This window comes from Phenylobacterium deserti (assembly GCF_003254705.1).
Classification (GTDB): Bacteria; Pseudomonadota; Alphaproteobacteria; order Caulobacterales; family Caulobacteraceae; genus Phenylobacterium; species Phenylobacterium deserti.
The window spans coordinates 501,965-517,942 of sequence record NZ_QFYR01000002.1 but is presented as its reverse complement, the minus strand read 5'-3'; the positions used below and the strand labels follow the sequence as shown (position 1 = coordinate 517,942).

The following is a 15,978-nucleotide window of genomic DNA, read 5'->3' as shown; positions in this document are numbered from 1 at the left end:
CCGAAGCCGGCCGCTCGAAGGAATGACTCCATCCATGATGCACGCGCGTAACGTCACGGGCCAAGCGGCGCGGGGCGCAGCTATTGCTGCCGCCCTTCTGTCGGCTCTGCCCATCGGCGTGCAGGCCCAGGCGCTTCGCGGTCGTCTCGACTCCCGTCCAGCGCCGCAAGCCCAGCCGGCCGCTCCGGCTCAAGCCACCCCCGCCGCACCCCGGCCGATGTCGGAATCGGTCGCCGCGGTGGTGAACGACGAGATCATCTCGACTTACGACCTGGCGCAGCGGATGCGCCTGTTGATCGCCACCTCTGGCGTTCAGCCGACCCAGGAGACCCTGCCGCAGTTTCAGCGCGAGGCGCTGATCTCTCTGGTCGACGAGCGGATCCAGTTCCAGGAACTGCGCCGCGTCGAACGGGAGCAGAAGTTCTCGATCGTGGCCACCGACGAGGAGGTGACGGAAGAACTCGCTGCAATGGCGCAGCAGAACAACATGCGCCCTGAGGCCTTCCTCAACCAGCTTCGCGCCCAGGGCATCAACCCCGACACGCTGCGTCAGCAGGTGCGGGCGCAGATGAGTTGGGAGCGCTGGATCCGCGGTCGCTACGGCTCGCGCCTGCGCGTGGGCGGCGATCAGGTGGATGCGACGCTCGCCCGCTTGCAGGCCGCTTCGTCACGCCCGCAGTACCAGGTGAGCGAAGTGCTGATCGACGCCGCGCGCGTCGGCGGCATGGAAGCCGCTACGCAAGGGGCGGCTCAGCTGATCTCCCAGATGCAGCAGGGTGCGCCCTTCCCGTCTGTGGCCCGTCAGTTCTCGGCGGCGCCGACTGCGGCGGCCGGCGGCGACGCCGGCTGGATCTCCGAAGGTGAGATGCCTCCGGAAGTGGACGCCGCCCTGGCGCAGATGCGGCCCGGTCAGTTGTCGGCGCCCATCCCTGTACGCGACGGCGTCTACATCATCTACCTGCGCGACAAGCGCTCGGGCGGCGGCGCGAGCCTCGTCAACCTGAAGCAAGCGGCGGTCGCCATCCCGCAGGGCGCATCGGCAGCCGACGTGGAAGCCGCGCGCGCCAAGCTCGAGAGCGTGCGCAGCAGCACGCAGCAGGGCTGTCAGGACCTCGAAAGCGCGGCCGGCAAGGTACAGGGTGTCGTGGCAGGCGACCTGGGCGAAGCCGAGATCGACGACCTGGCGCCGGAGTTCCGCGCTGCGGCCCAGAGCCTGGAGATCGGTCAGCTGTCGGCCCCGATCCGTACCGGCGTGGGGCTGCACGTTCTTGCCGTCTGCGGCAAGCGCGCGGCAGGCGCCGCCCAGCTGGATCGGGCGGCCATCGAGAATCGCCTGATCGGCCAGCAACTCAACATGGTGGCGCGTCGCTATATGCGTGACCTGCGGAATTCCGCGACCATCGAGACGAGAGGGTGAAGACAGGTCCGCTTGCGCTAACCCTTGGCGATCCAGCCGGCGTCGGGCCGGAGATTGTCGTCAAGGCTTGGAACGAGCTCCGCGCCGGTGGTCCGGCGTTCATGGCGGTCGGCGACTTCCAGTCGCTGGCCTCCGCGTCTGTGGCCGGCGCTTCCATCCTGCGCCGAGTCCACGCGCCCGAGGACGCGCTGCGGGTGTTTCCGGACGCCTTGCCCGTACTCGACTTGCCTATGCGCTCGCCCGTTGTGGCGGGCCAGCCATCGCCTGCCTACGCGCCTGCTGTAATCCAATGGATCGAGACGGCGGTGGGCCTCGCGCTGCGTGGTGATGTCTCGGGCGTGGTGACGGCCCCAATCGCTAAGGCGCCGCTCTATGAGGCGGGATTCAAGTTCCCCGGTCACACCGAGTTCCTGGGCGAGCTGACGGCCGCCGCGAACTACGACGGCGCGCGCGGGCCAATTATGATGCTCACCGCACGCGACCTGCGGGTGACGCTGGTGACGGTGCATGCGCCGATCGCCAAGGTCCCTTCGCTGTTGAGCGTCGAAAAGATCGTCAACGCCGGTCTCGTCACCGCCCAGTCCCTGAGGCGTGACTTCGGCCTTCTGGCGCCGCGGGTCGCCGTCGCAGGGCTGAATCCCCACGCGGGAGAGAGCGGCGGGATCGGGCGGGAAGAAATCGAACTGGTGGAGCCGGCCATCCGGGCGCTGCGCAACCTGGGCGTCGACGCCACGGGCCCTTTCCCTGCGGACAGCCTATTCCCGGAAACCATGCGCAGCCGGTACGACGCGGCGGTGTGCCTCTATCACGACCAGGCGCTTATCCCGGTGAAGATGCTCGACTTCTGGGGTGGCGTGAACGTCACTCTGGGTCTGCCGATCGTCCGCACATCGCCTGATCATGGCACGGCCTTCGATATCGCCGGGCGCGGACTGGCGCGGGCCGATAGTCTGGTGCAGGCGGTGCGGCTTGCTGACCAGATCGCTCGCCGCCGAGGCGGTTGAGCGCCATGACTCTGGCCGATCTTCCGCCCCTCCGCGAAAGCCTTGCGACGCATGGCCTGCTGGCCCGAAAGTCATTCGGACAGCACTTCCTGCTGGACCTCAACATTACCCGGAAGATCGCGCGCCTGGCCGAAGTCGGCGAAAGCGACCGGGTGATCGAAGTCGGGCCAGGTCCGGGCGGTCTCACGCGCGCACTGCTGGAGACGGGCGCACCTGTCACGGCGGTTGAGAAGGACGAACGCTTCCGCCCCCTTCTGGAGGAGCTCGGCGCAGCGGCGAGCGGCGCCCTGGATGTGGTGTTCGCCGACGCCCTGAAGGTGGACGAGCGTGAACTGGCGCGAGGTGCGCCGGCGCACCTCGTCTCCAACCTACCGTACAACGTGGGCACCGCCCTTCTGATCAAGTGGCTTACCGGCCCCTGGACGCCCGCCTCGCTGACCTTGATGTTCCAGAAAGAAGTGGCTGAGCGAATCACCGCCAAAGCCGGCGACGATGCCTACGGGCGGCTGGCGGTCATCGCTCAGGCGACGTGCGAAGCACGGCTGGTGATGGACGTGCCGGCCCGGGCGTTCACGCCTCCGCCCAAGGTCGACTCTGCCGTCGTGCGGCTGACGCCGCGCGCCGATCGCCCGGAGCCGCGCCGACTGGACGCCCTGCAGAAGCTGACAGCCGCAGCCTTTGGACAGCGCCGCAAGATGCTTCGGGCCAGCCTTAAGGGTTTGGCGGGCGAGCCAGTCATCACTGCCGCCGGTCTCGACCCGCAAGCCCGCGCCGAAACGGTCGACATCGAAGGCTTCCTGCGGCTGGCCGACGCCTGGCTCGCGGCGCGCGCTCAAGGCGGTTGAGCAAAGACTGGTCGATCTACCGGAGATGGATCTAAGCTGACCTTCCCGACCGGAGGGTCCATGCTTCGCCCCGTCCTTTGCGCGCTTGCCCTTTGGCTGCCTGCCGCCGTCTTGGCGGCTCCGGCGCCCCCTCCTTTGCCCGTTCCGCCGATCGTGGATCGTCACACACAGCCGGAGCGGGCGCTGCTGGGGTTTGCGCCTCCGCCTCCTGCGGTGACCTGCGCCGAGGGCGCGCCGCGGCGCCTGTCCGGCAACCGCTTCAGCCCGGCGCCCAGCTGGATGCCCGCAGGCGAGGCGGCGCCCCGGCAGGAGACGTTCCTGTTCCGCATCGATCCGAGCGGGCGTCCCCTCGGCATCCGTGCCGCCACGCCACGGCGCGATGATCAGACTGAGCCACTGGAAGCGACGCTTGCCGCCTGGAGGTTCGAAGCCTCGAACGCCGGCTTCACGGGGTGCGCCTATACCGTCGAAGGCCGCGTCCACCTGCCGACCCTCGCCCCCGCCGACCTGTTGCGCCAGGCCGTCGCGGAGCGCACGTGGCGAGGACGGGACGAGTGGCGACTGCGCCAGCTGATCGGCTCTGCCGGTTGCGGCCCGAACACAGCGCCGGCGCCCCGGATCACGCACCACCCGGACTATGCGGCGGTTCAGAAGCTTCCCGGTCGGCCGCAATGGAGCCTGGAGAGCTTCGATGTCAGCACGCAGGGCCGTCCGCACCACGTCGTGCACATCGCGGACTCCGGCGCGCCGGACCTTAGGCGAAGATCAGAGCGTGCTGTTCGCGCCTCCCGGTGGGAGTCCAAGGAAGCCGTCGGTTGCCTGATGACCTACTACGCCCCTCCGGCGCCCTTGCCTGCCCCACCCATGCCCCAGCGGACCGGCTACGAACGCCCAGGTGACAGCTGCGAAGAGGACGTGGACCTCAGCTTCCGAACGCCGATCCCCTACCCCAAGGCGGCGGAGGGCCGGAGGATCGAGGGATGGGCGCTGATGCGGTTCGACGTGGCGCCGTGGGGCGAGGTCGGATCGATCGAGGTGCTGGCGTCCGAGCCGACGTCCGCATTCGGCCTGATGGCTTCCAACTACCTGCGCATGGCGAAGGCGTCGAACCCCTCCACCGGCCGCAAAGGCTGCATCGTGCCGGTGCGGTTCAAGCTGCCCGAGCTCATGACCGACGCAGGCGACGCGGAAGACTAGGCCTTCAGAAGCGCCTGCGCCTGGTCGGTCAGGGTCCAGCGGCTGGCGCAGGCAGGACCGCGAGGCTGCGCCCCTTCCCAGCCCGCGAAATCAAGCCAGCCGCGTTCGCCGAGCGCGAAGCATCGACGCTCGCGATCGAACCCGACCTCGAGGCGTGCGCCATTCTCGTAAAGGACGTTGACCAGTTGGCCTGCGGGCAGCGCCTGCATCAGCAGCGCCCGGCTGGCGGGTGACAGGTTCTCGAGTCGCATGCTCGTCCTCCGTCTGGAAACGTCAGCATGCCGCCGAGTCTTGCCGAAGCGCAAAGGGGGCCTGAGGCGCGCCTGTGGATGGTTTCGGCGCGCCTTGGGGATCAGCGTTGAGTGCTTGCGGGGCCAGCCTGCAGGGGCTTGGCCGTGGTGCGCGAGAGATACGGCTACTTCTTCTCCAACATCAGCTGCCCTTCCTTCTGCAGCCGTCCCTTCACCTTGCCGGCCAGCATGGCCAGGAAGCCTGGCAGCAGGACCTCCAGACGCACTTCGTCATCCAGAACGTCGACGAATCCGCGGACCGCTTGGCCCATGGCAGAGACGGAGAAGCTCAGGCGATCTCCTACCCAGCTGTGATCAACCACAGCCGTCGCGCCGCCGCTCAACTGCTGCGTCAGGCGTCCGAGACCCTCATCAATGCGGCGACGCGCCTCGATGCGGCCAAGCTGGTGCGGGATGTTGACGGTGACGGGCTTGCTCATGACGCAATAACGGCGAGGCTCGGCTTGGGGGTTCCCCAGAGGGAGGTTATCAACGCCGCATGCATGAGGATCGTACGCTGTTCGGCGATGGCCGGTACCCGGAATCCGGCCCTTTAGCGGTGCTGGCGCGCCTGACCTTTCTTGCCGCCCTATTGGCCATCGTGATCGCGGTGTTCCTGCCGCCTTCGATGGTGCCGCGCTTCGTGCGCTCCAACTACCTGGAGCATTTCGCGGCCTTCTATGTCCTGATGCTGATCACCATGGCGGCCATGCCCCGCGCACGGCTTCGCAACCTAGCCACTGGCGTCGGCGTGTTCGCCACAGTTCTCGAGGCAACCCACCTGCTCAGCGGCGCCTCGCTGACGCCGCTGATCGACAACTGGGTTTCAGATCTGGGCGGGTTGGCCGCGGCGGCGGTGCCCGTGGTTGTCGAGCGGTTCCGCCGCCGCTTTCCGCGTCCAGGCCGCTAAGCCGCGGTCAGAACCAGCCCCGGTCACGGACGCGCAGGTTGTTCTGCACGTTGCGAACGCCGTCGATGTCGGCGACGTCCTCGATCCGGCGCTTGTCCGACTTGCGCTTCACTGTGCCGTTGAGGATGACCTCGCCGTCGTTCACCAGCACCTCTAGATCGCGCAGGTCCAGGCCACGTTGATCTTCAAGCCGCTCGACGATCACAGCCCACAGGACGCGGTCGGAGGGGCCGCGGCGCCGGCTGCGTTGGGCTTCGACCTCGCGCCGCCGAGCTTCTTCCCGTTGCAGGTGCTCGCGATGAGCCTCGTCGGTGTCTGAGGCGCGGCCGCCGAAGAAGGCGCTGGCCCGATCCCGCCACGAGCCGTGGCCGCGATCCTCATCATTCTGTTCGCGGCGGTAATCGCCCGCATCCATGCGTCGGGCGTAGTCTTGATCGTCACCGGCGAAGCGACGGAAGCCACGGCGGTTTTCCGGGTCGTAGCCGTAGTCGCGGGAGTAATCGGCCTGACCGAAGTCCCGGCTGTCGCGGCCTAAATCCCGGTCGCCCTCGACACGGTATCCAGTCCGGCGTTGCGGATCGTAGGCGTAATCGACCGAGTAATCGGCCTGTCCGTAGTCCTGGCGCTCGAAGCTGCGCCCTTCGCTGCGGCCACGCGAACCTGCGTAGGCGTCATCCGCAGCGTCGTCCCAGCGGCCGAAGTCATCACGACGGGTCTCGCGCGAACGCCAGTCGGTCCGAATCCGGTCTCCACGCATCCAGTCGTCTCGCGCCATGTGCGTCCTCCTTGCTTCCGGGTCACGGCGCAAGAACCTGCGCCGTGCCCTTAGGTTCCGGAGCTCTGGCGTGCTCAGCCGAGGATCCAGCCCGACGTAAGGCTGGAGGCTTGGACCCCGACCAGGATGACTTGGCCGCCGCCGCTCATGCTGACGACCGTGTCGGCGTTCACCTGGGCGACCGTGTAGGTCGTCCCAATGTCCAGGAGCAGGCGGTCGCCCTCCCCCTGGTTGAAGTCGGTGATGCGGTCGATGCCGGCGTCGCCGAAGCTGTGGAAGATGTCGGCGCCCGCGCCACCCGTGACGGTGTCGTCACCGCGGTCTCCGGAGAGCCAGTCGGCGCCGGCGCCGCCGTTCAGCACGTCCTCGCCCTGGCCGCCACGGATCAGGTCGGAGCCGTCGCCGCCGTTACAGGTGTCGTTGCCCAGGTTCCCGAACACAATGTCCAGGCCGGCCTCGCCCCAGAGCTGGTCGTTGTCCTTGCCGCCGACCACCCAGTCGTCACCTTCACCGCCCCAGAGGCTGTCGTCCCCCTGGTTGCCGTTCATGATGTCGAAGCCGCCGCCGCCCCGCAGGACGTCGGAGCCCATGCCGCCATTCAGCACGTCCAGGCCATCGCCGCCTTGCAGGGTGTCGGAGCCTGCGCCGCCTTCGAGCAGGCCGCCCCAAGGTTGAGCGGTGAGGCTCTGCGCCGCTTCCGCGCCACCGCCGATGGCGCCTTGCGGAACTCCGGACGCACCGCCGCCGCTAGCGCTCTCCGCCGTCGACGAACCTCCCGTGGACGCCGGGCCAGCGACGCCGGTGGACGCGCCGCCGCTGGTCGCGGTGGCGGATCCGCCCGAGCCGCTGGTGGCCGTGGCGCCGCCCGGCCCTGCGCTCGCACCGCCGCCCGAAGCGAGATCAGCGCCGATCGTGACCTGGAACCCGGTGGACGGCGCGGACGCGTTGCCGGCTCGATCCACAGCGACCGCGGTCAGCGTGTGATCACCGGCGCCGAGGGCGCTGGTGGTGATGGTCACTTCGCCGCCGTAGCCGAGCAGGCCGCTGCCGACGAGGTTTGAGCCGTCGTAGATATGGACCCAGCCGCTCATCAGAGCGACGCCGCCGTACGGTGCGTGGCCGGGCGAGCCCTGGGGCAGCGGCGGCAGCCCGCTTTCGAAGATGGTGAAGGTCAGGCTGGCGTCATCCGTCCGTCCGCCGCTCGATACGGCCCCAGTCTTGGCGCCTGCGTCATCAAGCACCTGGCGGATTTCAGGCGCGGCCGGAGTGGCGGTCTCAACTCCGAGGCCCCAATAGCCGCCGGAGGTCGCTTTCTCAGCGCCGTCCGCAGCTTGCAGCGCCACGCTAAGGTGATGCCAGCCGCTCGACAGTCCGGTCAGCTGCAGGCCGACGGACCCGGCCGAAAGAGCGGCCGCATCAACGGTGAACGTGCCGATGGCGACGTTGGAATCCTTGAGAACCACCGTGTCGCCAACAGCCGCCTGTGCGCCCAGGCTGACCCGGATCAGCGGCGACGTGTCATTGGTGTACCCGCCAAACGTCACCGACCCGGTGTTCGGCCCAACGTCATCCACGGCTTCGATAATAGACAGCCCTTCGGCCATGTCTTCGCCCCCGATCATAGCAAGGCAACCGGCTCGCCGGTTGCAGCCCCTCGCGGGCAAGAACATCCGTGTGCGGCGAACGATCCAGCTTCACCGCAAATAAAGTTCGTGACTTCGGTCCAGAAGAGACCGACGGAACCGATCCTTCCGCTCGCGTGTAGACCGTGACCGGGCCAGCGACTCGCGAGACACCGTAGCTGTGCTGAACCCCGCCCCCGTCCGTGAGACGGACCGCCGGACGGCCGAGCCGCTCGCCGCGGCCAAGGCCACGCCGCCCCGCAAGCCGGGGCCAGGCGACGTCGTGCGCCGGTGGCTGCTGCGCGTGATCCCGTTTGTGCTGCTGATCGCAGCCGGCTGGGTGCTCTGGCGTGAATTCCACACCCTGAGCATCCGAGAGGTGGGCTCGGCGATGGGACAATGGGGCGGCGGACGCATTGCGCTGGCGCTCTGCCTGTCGGCTTTGAGCTTCCTGCTGATGGGCTGCGTGGAGAAGCTTGGCCTTGGCTGGGCCGGCGCGCGGGTCCCCCTGCCTTCCGTACTCGGCGGCTCTTTCGTGGCCAATGGCATCGCGCACACGGTCGGCGCCAACCTGCTCGTGTCAGGCGCGGTGCGGGCGCGGCTCTATCACCGATATGGCGTGAGCCTCACCCAAGTGGCGGGCACAACGCTCTTCTGCGGCACCGCCTTTGCGGTGGGCATCTCCACTCTTGGGGGCGCCGGCATGCTGCTGTCGGCGCCGGAGCAAATCGCCGCCACCGCCATTCCGCTGCCCGTTGCTCGGACCCTTGGTGCGGTGCTGATCGGCTGGGTGGTCTGCTATGTGCTGCTCTGCGCCTTCCGGCGACGCAAGCCGCTGCACGCGTTCGGGCGAACCCTGACGCTGCCTCGCGTCCGCGATGCTCTGGGCCAGGTCGCAATCGGAGTGACGGATAACGCGACGGCGGCGGCGATCATCTGGATCCTGCTGCCGCCGGACACGGTGCACTACCACACCTTCGTCGGCGCCTACGCCGTGGCCACGGTCGCGGGTCTTGCGTCCACGGTGCCAGCCGGCGCGGGCGTGTTCGAGGGGACTATGTCCACCTTGCTGCGGACGGTGAATCCCGCCCCGCTCGCCGCCGCCTTCCTGGGTTATCGGCTAGCCTTCTTCATCCTGCCGCTGATCGTGGCTGGCGCAGCCCTGTTCCTGGACACCCTGCTGCGCCGCTCAAGCCGGCGGCGCTGAGAGCTCAGGTGCGGACCTGCTCTTCAAGCCGGCCGTCCTTCAAGGTCACCACCCGGTCCATGTGGCGCGCGAGTTCGAGGTTGTGCGTAGCGATGAGGGCGGCGACGCCCGTGCGACGCGCTAGGCCATAGAGGTTCTCGAAAACGGTGATCGACGTGTGCGGGTCGAGGTTGCCGGTCGGCTCGTCCGCGAGCAGCAGACGTGGCGCATTCGCCAGGGCACGGGCGATCGCCACCCGTTGCTGCTCCCCGCCGGACATCTGCGCCGGCTGGTGGTGCACGCGCGCGGCAAGTCCGAGCTGCCCCAGCAGGTCCTCAGCACGGGCACGCGCCGCCTTCTGCGTGGTTCCCGCGATCATCTGAGGCAAGGCCACGTTGTCGAGCGCGCTGAACTCGGGCAGCAGGTGGTGGAACTGGTAGACGAAGCCCACGGTCGCGAGGCGAACCCGCGTGCGTTGGCGCTCCGGCAGGTCCGAACAGTCGCGGCCAAGCACCGTGATCCGTCCTGCGTCCGGATGCTCCAGGAGGCCCGCTGCATGCAGCAGGCTCGACTTGCCAGAGCCCGAAGGCCCAACCAGCCCGACAATCTCACCCGGCTGGATGTCTAGGTCGACGCCATCGAGCACGGTGAGCGGGCCCGCGCCTGTCACGTAGGTGCGCTTCAGGCCACGGATGGAGAGGACGGGCTCACTCATAGCGAAGGGCCTCCACCGGATCGAGGCGCGAGGCCCGCCACGCTGGCGGCAAGGTCCACAAGCACGACATGCCGAGGGCGAAGACGGCGATGCCCGTCACCTCGGCCCAGTCGATCTTCGAGGGCACGCGGCTGAGATAGTAGACGTCCGAGCTGAACACCGTCTGGCCCGTGGCCCACTCCACCAGCCCTTGGATCGGCCCGATGTAGAGCGAGAACAGCACGCCCAGCACGACGCCGGCGAGGGTGCCGAGCCCGCCGATGCTCGCACCCGTCATGAAGAAGATGCGCATGACCGAGCCCTGCCCGGCGCCGACGGTGCGCAGGATGGCGATGTCGCGGGTCTTGTTCTTCACGAGCATGACCAGACCCGAGATGATGTTCAGCGCTGCGATCACGATCAGCATGCCGAGGATCAGTCGCATGGCGGCGCGCTCCACCTTCAGGGCGCCCCAGAAGGAGCTGTCGCGCTGGGTCCAGTCGGTGACCAGGGCCGTCGGACCCGCAGCGTGGTTCACGGCCGCCTTCATGGCCGGAGCGTCGTCCGGGTTGGCGACCTTGAGTTCGATGGCGTCGACAGACTGGTCGCGACCAAAGAACAGCTGCGCCTGCTCGAGCGGCATATAGATGTAGGCCTGATCGAACTGGCTCATGCCGATCGTGAAGGTGCCCACCACCGTGTAGGCCTTCTCCACCGGTGTGCCGCCGAAGGCCGTGGCGCCGCCGCTGGGCGAGATCAGCGTGATGCTGTCCCCCACGCGGACCCCGATCGCGTCTGCGAGCCGCTGGCCGATGACCACCCCGTCGCCGCCGAACTCACCCTGACCAAAGCCCTGCAGGCTCCCCTGGGTGATGTTGCTGGACACCAGGGTGGTGGCGCGCAGGTCCTTAGGCGAGATCCCACGCACCAGCACGCCGGTGATCTGGCTCGGTCCCATGGCGATCGCCTGGGCGTCGATGACTGGCGCAGCTTGCACGACGCCAGGCACCTTCAGCACCCGCTGGACGGCGAGCTCACGCGCAGGTCCGTCGAGCACCGAGCCGGTGACGAACAGATGGCCCTGGAAGCCCAAGATGCGGCCCAGCAGCTCAGCCCGGAAGCCGTTCATCACCGACATCACGACGATCAGGACGGCGACCGCCAGCATGATGCCGATGAAGGATATGATGGAGATCAGCGCAACGCCGCCCTGGCTGCGCTTGGCGCGCAGGTAACGCCAGGCGAGCATCCGCTCCCATAGTCCGAACGGCGGCGCTCGGCCGCCCACCGGGGCCGCCAGTTCGCTCACGCGCAGATCGCCTTGATCGCAGCTTCCAGCGGCAGGGTCTGACGCTCGCCGGTGGCGCGACGCTTGATCTCCACCACGCCTTCCGCGACGCCCTTCGGGCCCACGATCAGCTGCCAGGGGATGCCCACCAGGTCGAGAGAGGCGAACTTGGCGCCGGGACGATCGTCCCGGTCATCCAGCACCGGGTCCTTTCCGGCTCCGAGCAGGGCTTGGTACGCCTGTTCGGCCACTGCATCGATCGAGGCCTCGCCCGGGCGCAGGTTGACCACCGCAGCGCCGAAGGGCGCAACGCTGTCGGGCCAGATGATGCCCGCGTCGTCATGGCTGGCTTCGATGATGCCGCCAAGGAGACGCGAGACGCCCACGCCATAGGAGCCCATGTGCACCGGCCGCTCGACGCCGTCGGAGCCCGCCACCAGCGCCTTCATCGGCTTGGAGTACTTCTCGCCGAAGTAGAAGATGTGGCCGACCTCGATGCCGCGGGCGTTCATGCGCTTGTCTTCAGGCGCTTCGGCTTCGAAGCGTGCCTGGTTGTGCATCTCGTCGGAAGCGGCGTAGAGGCTGGTGCGCTGCTCGACCAGCGGCTGCAGGTCGCCGTTCCAGTCGATGTCTGCGCCCGGTGCGCCCATCTCGACCAGATCACGGTGGGCGAACACTTCGCTCTCGCCGGTCTCCGCAAGGATGATGAACTCGTGGGACAGGTCGCCCCCAATCGGGCCGGTGTCCGCCCGCACGGGGATCGCCTTCAGCCCCAACCGCGCGTAGACGTTGAGGTAGGCCAGGAACATGCGGTTGTAGGACCGACGGGCCGCGGCCTCGTCCACGTCGAACGAATAGGCGTCCTTCATCAGGAACTCGCGGCCGCGCATGACGCCGAAGCGGGGGCGCCGCTCATCCCGGAACTTCCACTGGATGTTGTAGAGGTTCTTCGGCAGGTCCTTGTAGGACTTCACGTAGGCGCGGAAGATCTCGGTGACGACCTCTTCGGCGGTCGGGCCGTACAGCAGGTCGCGCTCATGGCGGTCCTTGATGCGCAGCATCTCCTCGCCGTAGTCGTCGTAGCGGCCGCTCTCGCGCCACAGGTCCGCCAGCTGCAACGTCGGCATCAGGATCTCGATCGCGCCGGCGCGGTTCATCTCCTCGCGCACGATCTGCTCGACCTTTTTCAGCACCTTCAGGCCAAGCGGCAGCCAGGCGTAGATCCCTGCCGCTTCCTGGCGGATCATCCCGGCGCGCAGCATCAGCTGGTGCGACACGATCTGAGCGTCGGACGGCGCTTCGCGCAGGGTGGGCATGAAGTAACGCGAAAGGCGCATCGGCTTTAGGTCATCCCGTGAACTGTCGGAGAGCGGCTCTGATACCCCTGCCCTGGAGAGCTTGGCAACGCGCTCAGTAGCCAGAAGGCAGGCTCGGCAGCGTGATCAGGTGGAAGTGGATCACCGCCCAGATCAGCACCCACACGATCCCTGAGACCCAGGTGGTGGTGATGAACTTGCGTTTCAGGTTCGGGTTCACCGGCGCGCCGGGATCGCCGCCGTCGCCGAGATTGATGCCCGCGTCGTGATGGCTCTGGACGCCCCACGGCAAGACCGCAAACAGAACGGTCCACCAGACGGTGATGTAGATGGCGACGCCGGTGAACACGCTCATCCGTGGCCTTCCTTCGGCGTCTGCATAAGTTCGATCAGCACGCCGCCCATGTCTTTCGGGTGCACAAAGATGACAGGCACGCCGTGCGCCCCGATGCGCGGCTCGCCGGTTCCGAGGATGGTGGCGCCTTTGGCGCGCAACTCCTCGCGCGCGGCCAGGATGTCTTCCACCTCGAAGCAGACGTGGTGTTGGCCGCCCTTTGGGTTTTTTTCAAGGAAGCCCTTCAGCGGCGAAGCCTCGCCCAAAGGCTCGATCAGCTCGATCTGGCTGTTCGGCAGGTCGACGAAACAGACCCAAACGCCCTGGGCCTCCAAGGGGAACTTATCGCCGATGACGGTCGCGCCCAGCACGTCGCGATAAAGCTTCACCGCCTCGTCGATCGAGGGGGTGGCGACGCCCACATGGTTCAGTTTGCCGATCATTGCGCGGGTATACGCCCGCGCGGCAGGGGTGGCGAGCGCCCAGGCCCGCCGTCTCGCAGACGGCGAAGGCCTGGGCGTCGTTCGGCTTGTGGCCGCCGGCCTACTGAGGCGCGGTGCTGCCGTTCGAGCCGGTCGGATTGGCGCCGGCGCGCGGACCGGTGTCGGTGTCGCCGCTGGGGCCAGCGGGCGAGCCCGGAGACTGCTTCGGCAGGTCGCCGGCAGCCGGAGAGCTGACGTCGCCAGAAGCGGTGTTCGGCTGGGTCTTGTCCTTCTTCACCGTCGTGACGGTGCTCGTCGGACTGCTGGCGCCGGTGCGAGCCGTCGCGCCGTGGCCCTGGTGCGAGCTGCCCGACCAGGCGCCGGTCTGGCTGCTGGTGGTGGAGCCGGTCGTGGACGAGCTGGTTTGCGCGATCGCGCCGCCGGCGACAGCCAAAGCTGCAGTCGCGGCCGAAATGATCAGGATCTTCATAGCTTTCTTCCCGAGTGACGCCGGTTGCCCGGCTGCTCGGGAGAACCCCGAGCGCGCGCCATCGTTGCAGCCCGCGCTCAGGTTGCAGCCGATAACCTGCTCAGCGAACGAGCAGGATCTTGGCCGCCACGTCCTCTTCCGCCGCCGCGCCGCCCCGCGGGAAAGCCGGTGCGCGCAAGGCGCCGGACCCGTCGGCACGGACGCTCAGCGGGCGAGACCAGGCGCCGGTTCGCGGATCGAACCAGATCCACTGATAGCGAGCGCTCGGCGTAAATCCGTTCATCTGCGGCCGCACGGCTTTGGTCTCGAAATAGGCGAGAGCCAAGTCCTTCTCCGGCGTGCGCATCATGAACGACCAGCCGTCCAGGCCGTCATCCAGAGCGCCCGGGATGCTGCGCGGCGCAAGGCTGTCATTGGCCAAGGTCAGGCGCTGATAGCGATCGCCTTCCGACAGAACGAAGGTCTTGAGGTGCTGCATCTGCGCGCCGGACTGGTAGCGCAAGGCCGTCCAGATGTGCGGTCGCCAGCCCTCCGGCTCGCCCGTACTGGTGAGGTCATAGGCCGCTGTGCCGTGCACGTGCCCGGCAAGGCCGCCCGACAGCACCGACCCATACATCATCGCGCGCGCGAAGTAGTTGTCCCTCGGACTATCGGCGGCCGGGGTCTCGCCGCCCGGCCGGTTGATGCTGTGGTTCCAGCCTGTGTAGTAGGGCTCCAGGTTGGCGGCCGGCATCGCGGGCTGGAGGCGGAAGAGCTCCTCCACCGAGGCGTAGATGGCGTGGTTGCGCGGGTTGTTGCCCACCGTGTGCATCGACAGCCAGGGCGCTCGCTCCCCATGCCCGAAGACCTTGTAGGTCGAGCGATCGATCAAGGTGGTCACCGGCTGGCCGTACGGCGGCGCACCGTAGCGGCGGTAGTGATAGGTCAGCGCTTCGTTGAACTCGTCCGCGGTGAGGCTGAAGTCCTTTGGAATCCAGTCCAGGTGGATCCCGCTGAAGACCACGTTGTAGGCGCCGTAGCGCGCGATCAGGTACTGGAAGTAGCGGGCGTAGGACGGGCTGAAATCGAAGTACCGCTTCCAGGATGGCGCAGCGTCGCGCCGGATCGTTTCCAGGAACGGCACGAAGCCTTGGGTCGACAGGTGCTGCAGCTTGCGGTCCAGGCTGCGGAAGTAAGCCGGATTGATCCGGTCGAAGTTGGCCATGCCTTCGCGATCGGCCATGACCTCAAAGGCCAGGTTGCCCGCTTCGTCGTGCATGTCCTTGGCGGTCGTGGTCGCGCCATCGGCCGTGGAGATCTTCGCGTTCGGCGCCCAGTGACCGAACTTCTCCCAGGCGTTGCGCAGGAAGACGCCGTCCTTGTTTGCGAAAGTCGCGCCACGGCTGTCCGCCGCCCAGTTCGGGAATGACGAGATGAAGGAGACAGAGTTGAAACCCTGCCGCTTGCGCCAGGCCACCGCCTCTTCGAAGCTGATGCCCTCGGCTGGAACATAGTCCGGCGTGGCGGTGATCCCCTTGATTGGCAGGCGCCAGGTGGACGCCGCCAGCCAGGTGTCCCCCACCATGAAGAAGGGCGAGCCGTCGGCGTAACGCAGCGCGTGGCCATTCTCGCTCGCTCGGACGAAGCCGCGGCGGTTGGCGTTGTCAGCGATTTCCGAGCCGTCCCACGCGACGGCTTTCAACGTCCCGCCGCCGCCGTTCAGGCCCTCATCCGCCGGCTTGTTGGAGTTGGTGCGCCAACGCCAGTCACCGGGGGTCGTCGCCACAAAGCGAACCTTGTAGGTCCGTCCGCCGTCCCAGAACCCCCAGATCTTCTTCTTGAAGCCGGGGCCCTCCAGCTCGATCCAGACATCGACGTCCATGTACGGGTTGGCGTAGTCCCGCTGCGCCTGCAGGGTGACCTCCTGCACCTCCCAGACGTGGACTTCACCGGAGTTCAGCCGCGACGCGTGCGCCGGGCCTGCCGCCCCCAACAGGACGGCCAGCAGCAACAGGATGGACGACAGCATCGTCTTCAGGCGCATCGGCGCGGACCTCCCAGCTCGTCTTGTTGTGATCCGGCTTCGCGAGCCGACGAGCGCCTGTCCAGCCTAGATGTGAGCGCTACCGGCGGGAAGCGAACAGTGCGTGCGTCGGCAAGGGTGCGAGAAGCGGTTTTTTATCGCAGTCGGGAACATCTAATCGCCTTC

17 protein-coding genes are annotated in these 15,978 nt (G+C 67.7%); 6 read left to right on the top strand and 11 right to left on the bottom strand.

The features are described from left to right. Nucleotides 1-34: 34 nt before the first annotated feature. Genes DJ018_RS12145 through DJ018_RS12130 form a run of 4 tightly spaced genes read left to right on the top strand, consistent with a single transcriptional unit; the run spans nucleotide 35 to nucleotide 4,463 of the window. Nucleotides 35-1,417: a peptidylprolyl isomerase gene (locus DJ018_RS12145; protein WP_165842904.1), complete on the top strand. Its 1,383-nt coding sequence runs from the start codon at nucleotides 35-37 to the stop codon at nucleotides 1,415-1,417. Beyond that, entirely contained in the window at nucleotides 1,414-2,421 is a 1,008-nt protein-coding gene (gene pdxA, locus DJ018_RS12140) for a 4-hydroxythreonine-4-phosphate dehydrogenase PdxA (RefSeq protein WP_111515204.1), read from the top strand. Before DJ018_RS12145 ends, pdxA begins: the two co-directional genes overlap by 4 nt. A gap of 5 nt (nucleotides 2,422-2,426) precedes the next feature. Beyond that, the gene (gene rsmA / locus DJ018_RS12135; RefSeq protein ID WP_111515203.1) at nucleotides 2,427-3,266 is read left to right on the top strand and encodes a 16S rRNA (adenine(1518)-N(6)/adenine(1519)-N(6))-dimethyltransferase RsmA; all 840 of its coding nucleotides are present in this window, start codon (nucleotides 2,427-2,429) and stop codon (nucleotides 3,264-3,266) included. A 60-nt stretch (nucleotides 3,267-3,326) separates the two neighbouring features. After that, a complete protein-coding gene (locus DJ018_RS12130; protein ID WP_111515202.1) occupies nucleotides 3,327-4,463 on the top strand; it encodes an energy transducer TonB in 1,137 nt (378 codons plus the stop codon). On the opposite strand, the gene DJ018_RS12125 is transcribed toward DJ018_RS12130, so the two are convergent. Next, nucleotides 4,460-4,714: a hypothetical protein gene (locus DJ018_RS12125; RefSeq protein WP_111515201.1), complete on the bottom strand. Its 255-nt coding sequence runs from the start codon at nucleotides 4,712-4,714 to the stop codon at nucleotides 4,460-4,462. The genes DJ018_RS12130 and DJ018_RS12125 overlap by 4 nt on opposite strands. A 164-nt stretch (nucleotides 4,715-4,878) precedes the next feature. Continuing rightward, on the bottom strand, nucleotides 4,879-5,193 hold the full coding sequence (locus DJ018_RS12120; RefSeq protein ID WP_111515200.1) for a polyhydroxyalkanoic acid system family protein: 315 nt from the start codon (nucleotides 5,191-5,193) through the stop codon (nucleotides 4,879-4,881). 59 nt (nucleotides 5,194-5,252) lie between these two features. Between DJ018_RS12120 and DJ018_RS12115 the strand changes: the two genes are divergently transcribed. After that, the gene (locus DJ018_RS12115; RefSeq protein WP_111515199.1) at nucleotides 5,253-5,663 is read left to right on the top strand and encodes a hypothetical protein; all 411 of its coding nucleotides are present in this window, start codon (nucleotides 5,253-5,255) and stop codon (nucleotides 5,661-5,663) included. 7 nt (nucleotides 5,664-5,670) lie between these two features. Here DJ018_RS12115 and DJ018_RS12110 read toward each other — a convergent pair whose 3' ends face one another. Next, a complete protein-coding gene (locus DJ018_RS12110; protein ID WP_111515198.1) occupies nucleotides 5,671-6,438 on the bottom strand; it encodes a BON domain-containing protein in 768 nt (255 codons plus the stop codon). 74 nt (nucleotides 6,439-6,512) lie between these two features. Continuing rightward, on the bottom strand, nucleotides 6,513-8,042 hold the full coding sequence (locus tag DJ018_RS12105) for a calcium-binding protein (protein WP_165842903.1): 1,530 nt from the start codon (nucleotides 8,040-8,042) through the stop codon (nucleotides 6,513-6,515). Nucleotides 8,043-8,241: 199 nt separating this feature from the next. Between DJ018_RS12105 and DJ018_RS12100 the strand changes: the two genes are divergently transcribed. Continuing rightward, on the top strand, nucleotides 8,242-9,267 hold the full coding sequence (locus tag DJ018_RS12100) for a lysylphosphatidylglycerol synthase transmembrane domain-containing protein (RefSeq protein ID WP_111515196.1): 1,026 nt from the start codon (nucleotides 8,242-8,244) through the stop codon (nucleotides 9,265-9,267). Between the two features lie 4 nt (nucleotides 9,268-9,271). On the opposite strand, the gene DJ018_RS12095 is transcribed toward DJ018_RS12100, so the two are convergent. The 7 genes from DJ018_RS12095 to DJ018_RS12065 form a co-directional block, all read right to left on the bottom strand. Then, complete coding sequence (locus tag DJ018_RS12095; protein ID WP_111515195.1) at nucleotides 9,272-9,961, bottom strand: ABC transporter ATP-binding protein; 690 nt, start codon at nucleotides 9,959-9,961, stop codon at nucleotides 9,272-9,274. Further along, nucleotides 9,954-11,189 carry a lipoprotein-releasing ABC transporter permease subunit gene (locus DJ018_RS12090; protein ID WP_111515194.1) on the bottom strand — a complete coding sequence of 412 codons (1,236 nt, stop codon included), beginning with the start codon at nucleotides 11,187-11,189 and terminating at the stop codon, nucleotides 9,954-9,956. The genes DJ018_RS12095 and DJ018_RS12090 overlap by 8 nt, the downstream gene beginning before the upstream one ends. A gap of 56 nt (nucleotides 11,190-11,245) precedes the next feature. Continuing rightward, nucleotides 11,246-12,565 carry a proline--tRNA ligase gene (gene proS, locus DJ018_RS12085; RefSeq protein WP_111515193.1) on the bottom strand — a complete coding sequence of 440 codons (1,320 nt, stop codon included), beginning with the start codon at nucleotides 12,563-12,565 and terminating at the stop codon, nucleotides 11,246-11,248. A gap of 73 nt (nucleotides 12,566-12,638) precedes the next feature. Continuing rightward, complete coding sequence (locus DJ018_RS12080; RefSeq protein ID WP_111515192.1) at nucleotides 12,639-12,899, bottom strand: DUF1467 family protein; 261 nt, start codon at nucleotides 12,897-12,899, stop codon at nucleotides 12,639-12,641. Continuing rightward, complete coding sequence (mce, locus tag DJ018_RS12075; RefSeq protein WP_111515191.1) at nucleotides 12,896-13,321, bottom strand: methylmalonyl-CoA epimerase; 426 nt, start codon at nucleotides 13,319-13,321, stop codon at nucleotides 12,896-12,898. Before mce ends, DJ018_RS12080 begins: the two co-directional genes overlap by 4 nt. 100 nt (nucleotides 13,322-13,421) lie before the next feature. Next, nucleotides 13,422-13,790, bottom strand: a complete 369-nt coding sequence (locus DJ018_RS12070; protein WP_111515190.1) for a hypothetical protein — start codon at nucleotides 13,788-13,790, stop codon at nucleotides 13,422-13,424. Nucleotides 13,791-13,890: 100 nt separating this feature from the next. Beyond that, complete coding sequence (locus tag DJ018_RS12065; RefSeq protein WP_111515189.1) at nucleotides 13,891-15,813, bottom strand: DUF5060 domain-containing protein; 1,923 nt, start codon at nucleotides 15,811-15,813, stop codon at nucleotides 13,891-13,893. Nucleotides 15,814-15,978 lie beyond the last annotated feature (165 nt).

Bases quoted from the DNA above. Each gene is read 5' to 3' on its own strand.
- DJ018_RS12145 (WP_165842904.1), top strand. From the start codon at position 35: ATGATGCACGCGCGTAACGTCACGGGCCAAGCGGCGCGGGGCGCAGCT.
- rsmA (WP_111515203.1), top strand. From the start codon at position 2,427: ATGACTCTGGCCGATCTTCCGCCCCTCCGCGAAAGCCTTGCGACGCAT.
- DJ018_RS12130 (WP_111515202.1), top strand. From the start codon at position 3,327: ATGCTTCGCCCCGTCCTTTGCGCGCTTGCCCTTTGGCTGCCTGCCGCC.
- DJ018_RS12125 (WP_111515201.1), bottom strand. From the start codon at position 4,714: ATGCGACTCGAGAACCTGTCACCCGCCAGCCGGGCGCTGCTGATGCAG.
- DJ018_RS12120 (WP_111515200.1), bottom strand. From the start codon at position 5,193: ATGAGCAAGCCCGTCACCGTCAACATCCCGCACCAGCTTGGCCGCATC.
- DJ018_RS12115 (WP_111515199.1), top strand. From the start codon at position 5,253: ATGCATGAGGATCGTACGCTGTTCGGCGATGGCCGGTACCCGGAATCC.
- DJ018_RS12110 (WP_111515198.1), bottom strand. From the start codon at position 6,438: ATGGCGCGAGACGACTGGATGCGTGGAGACCGGATTCGGACCGACTGG.
- DJ018_RS12105 (WP_165842903.1), bottom strand. From the start codon at position 8,042: ATGGCCGAAGGGCTGTCTATTATCGAAGCCGTGGATGACGTTGGGCCG.
- DJ018_RS12095 (WP_111515195.1), bottom strand. From the start codon at position 9,961: ATGAGTGAGCCCGTCCTCTCCATCCGTGGCCTGAAGCGCACCTACGTG.
- DJ018_RS12090 (WP_111515194.1), bottom strand. From the start codon at position 11,189: ATGCTCGCCTGGCGTTACCTGCGCGCCAAGCGCAGCCAGGGCGGCGTT.
- proS (WP_111515193.1), bottom strand. From the start codon at position 12,565: ATGCGCCTTTCGCGTTACTTCATGCCCACCCTGCGCGAAGCGCCGTCC.
- DJ018_RS12080 (WP_111515192.1), bottom strand. From the start codon at position 12,899: ATGAGCGTGTTCACCGGCGTCGCCATCTACATCACCGTCTGGTGGACC.
- mce (WP_111515191.1), bottom strand. From the start codon at position 13,321: ATGATCGGCAAACTGAACCATGTGGGCGTCGCCACCCCCTCGATCGAC.
- DJ018_RS12070 (WP_111515190.1), bottom strand. From the start codon at position 13,790: ATGAAGATCCTGATCATTTCGGCCGCGACTGCAGCTTTGGCTGTCGCC.
- DJ018_RS12065 (WP_111515189.1), bottom strand. From the start codon at position 15,813: ATGCGCCTGAAGACGATGCTGTCGTCCATCCTGTTGCTGCTGGCCGTC.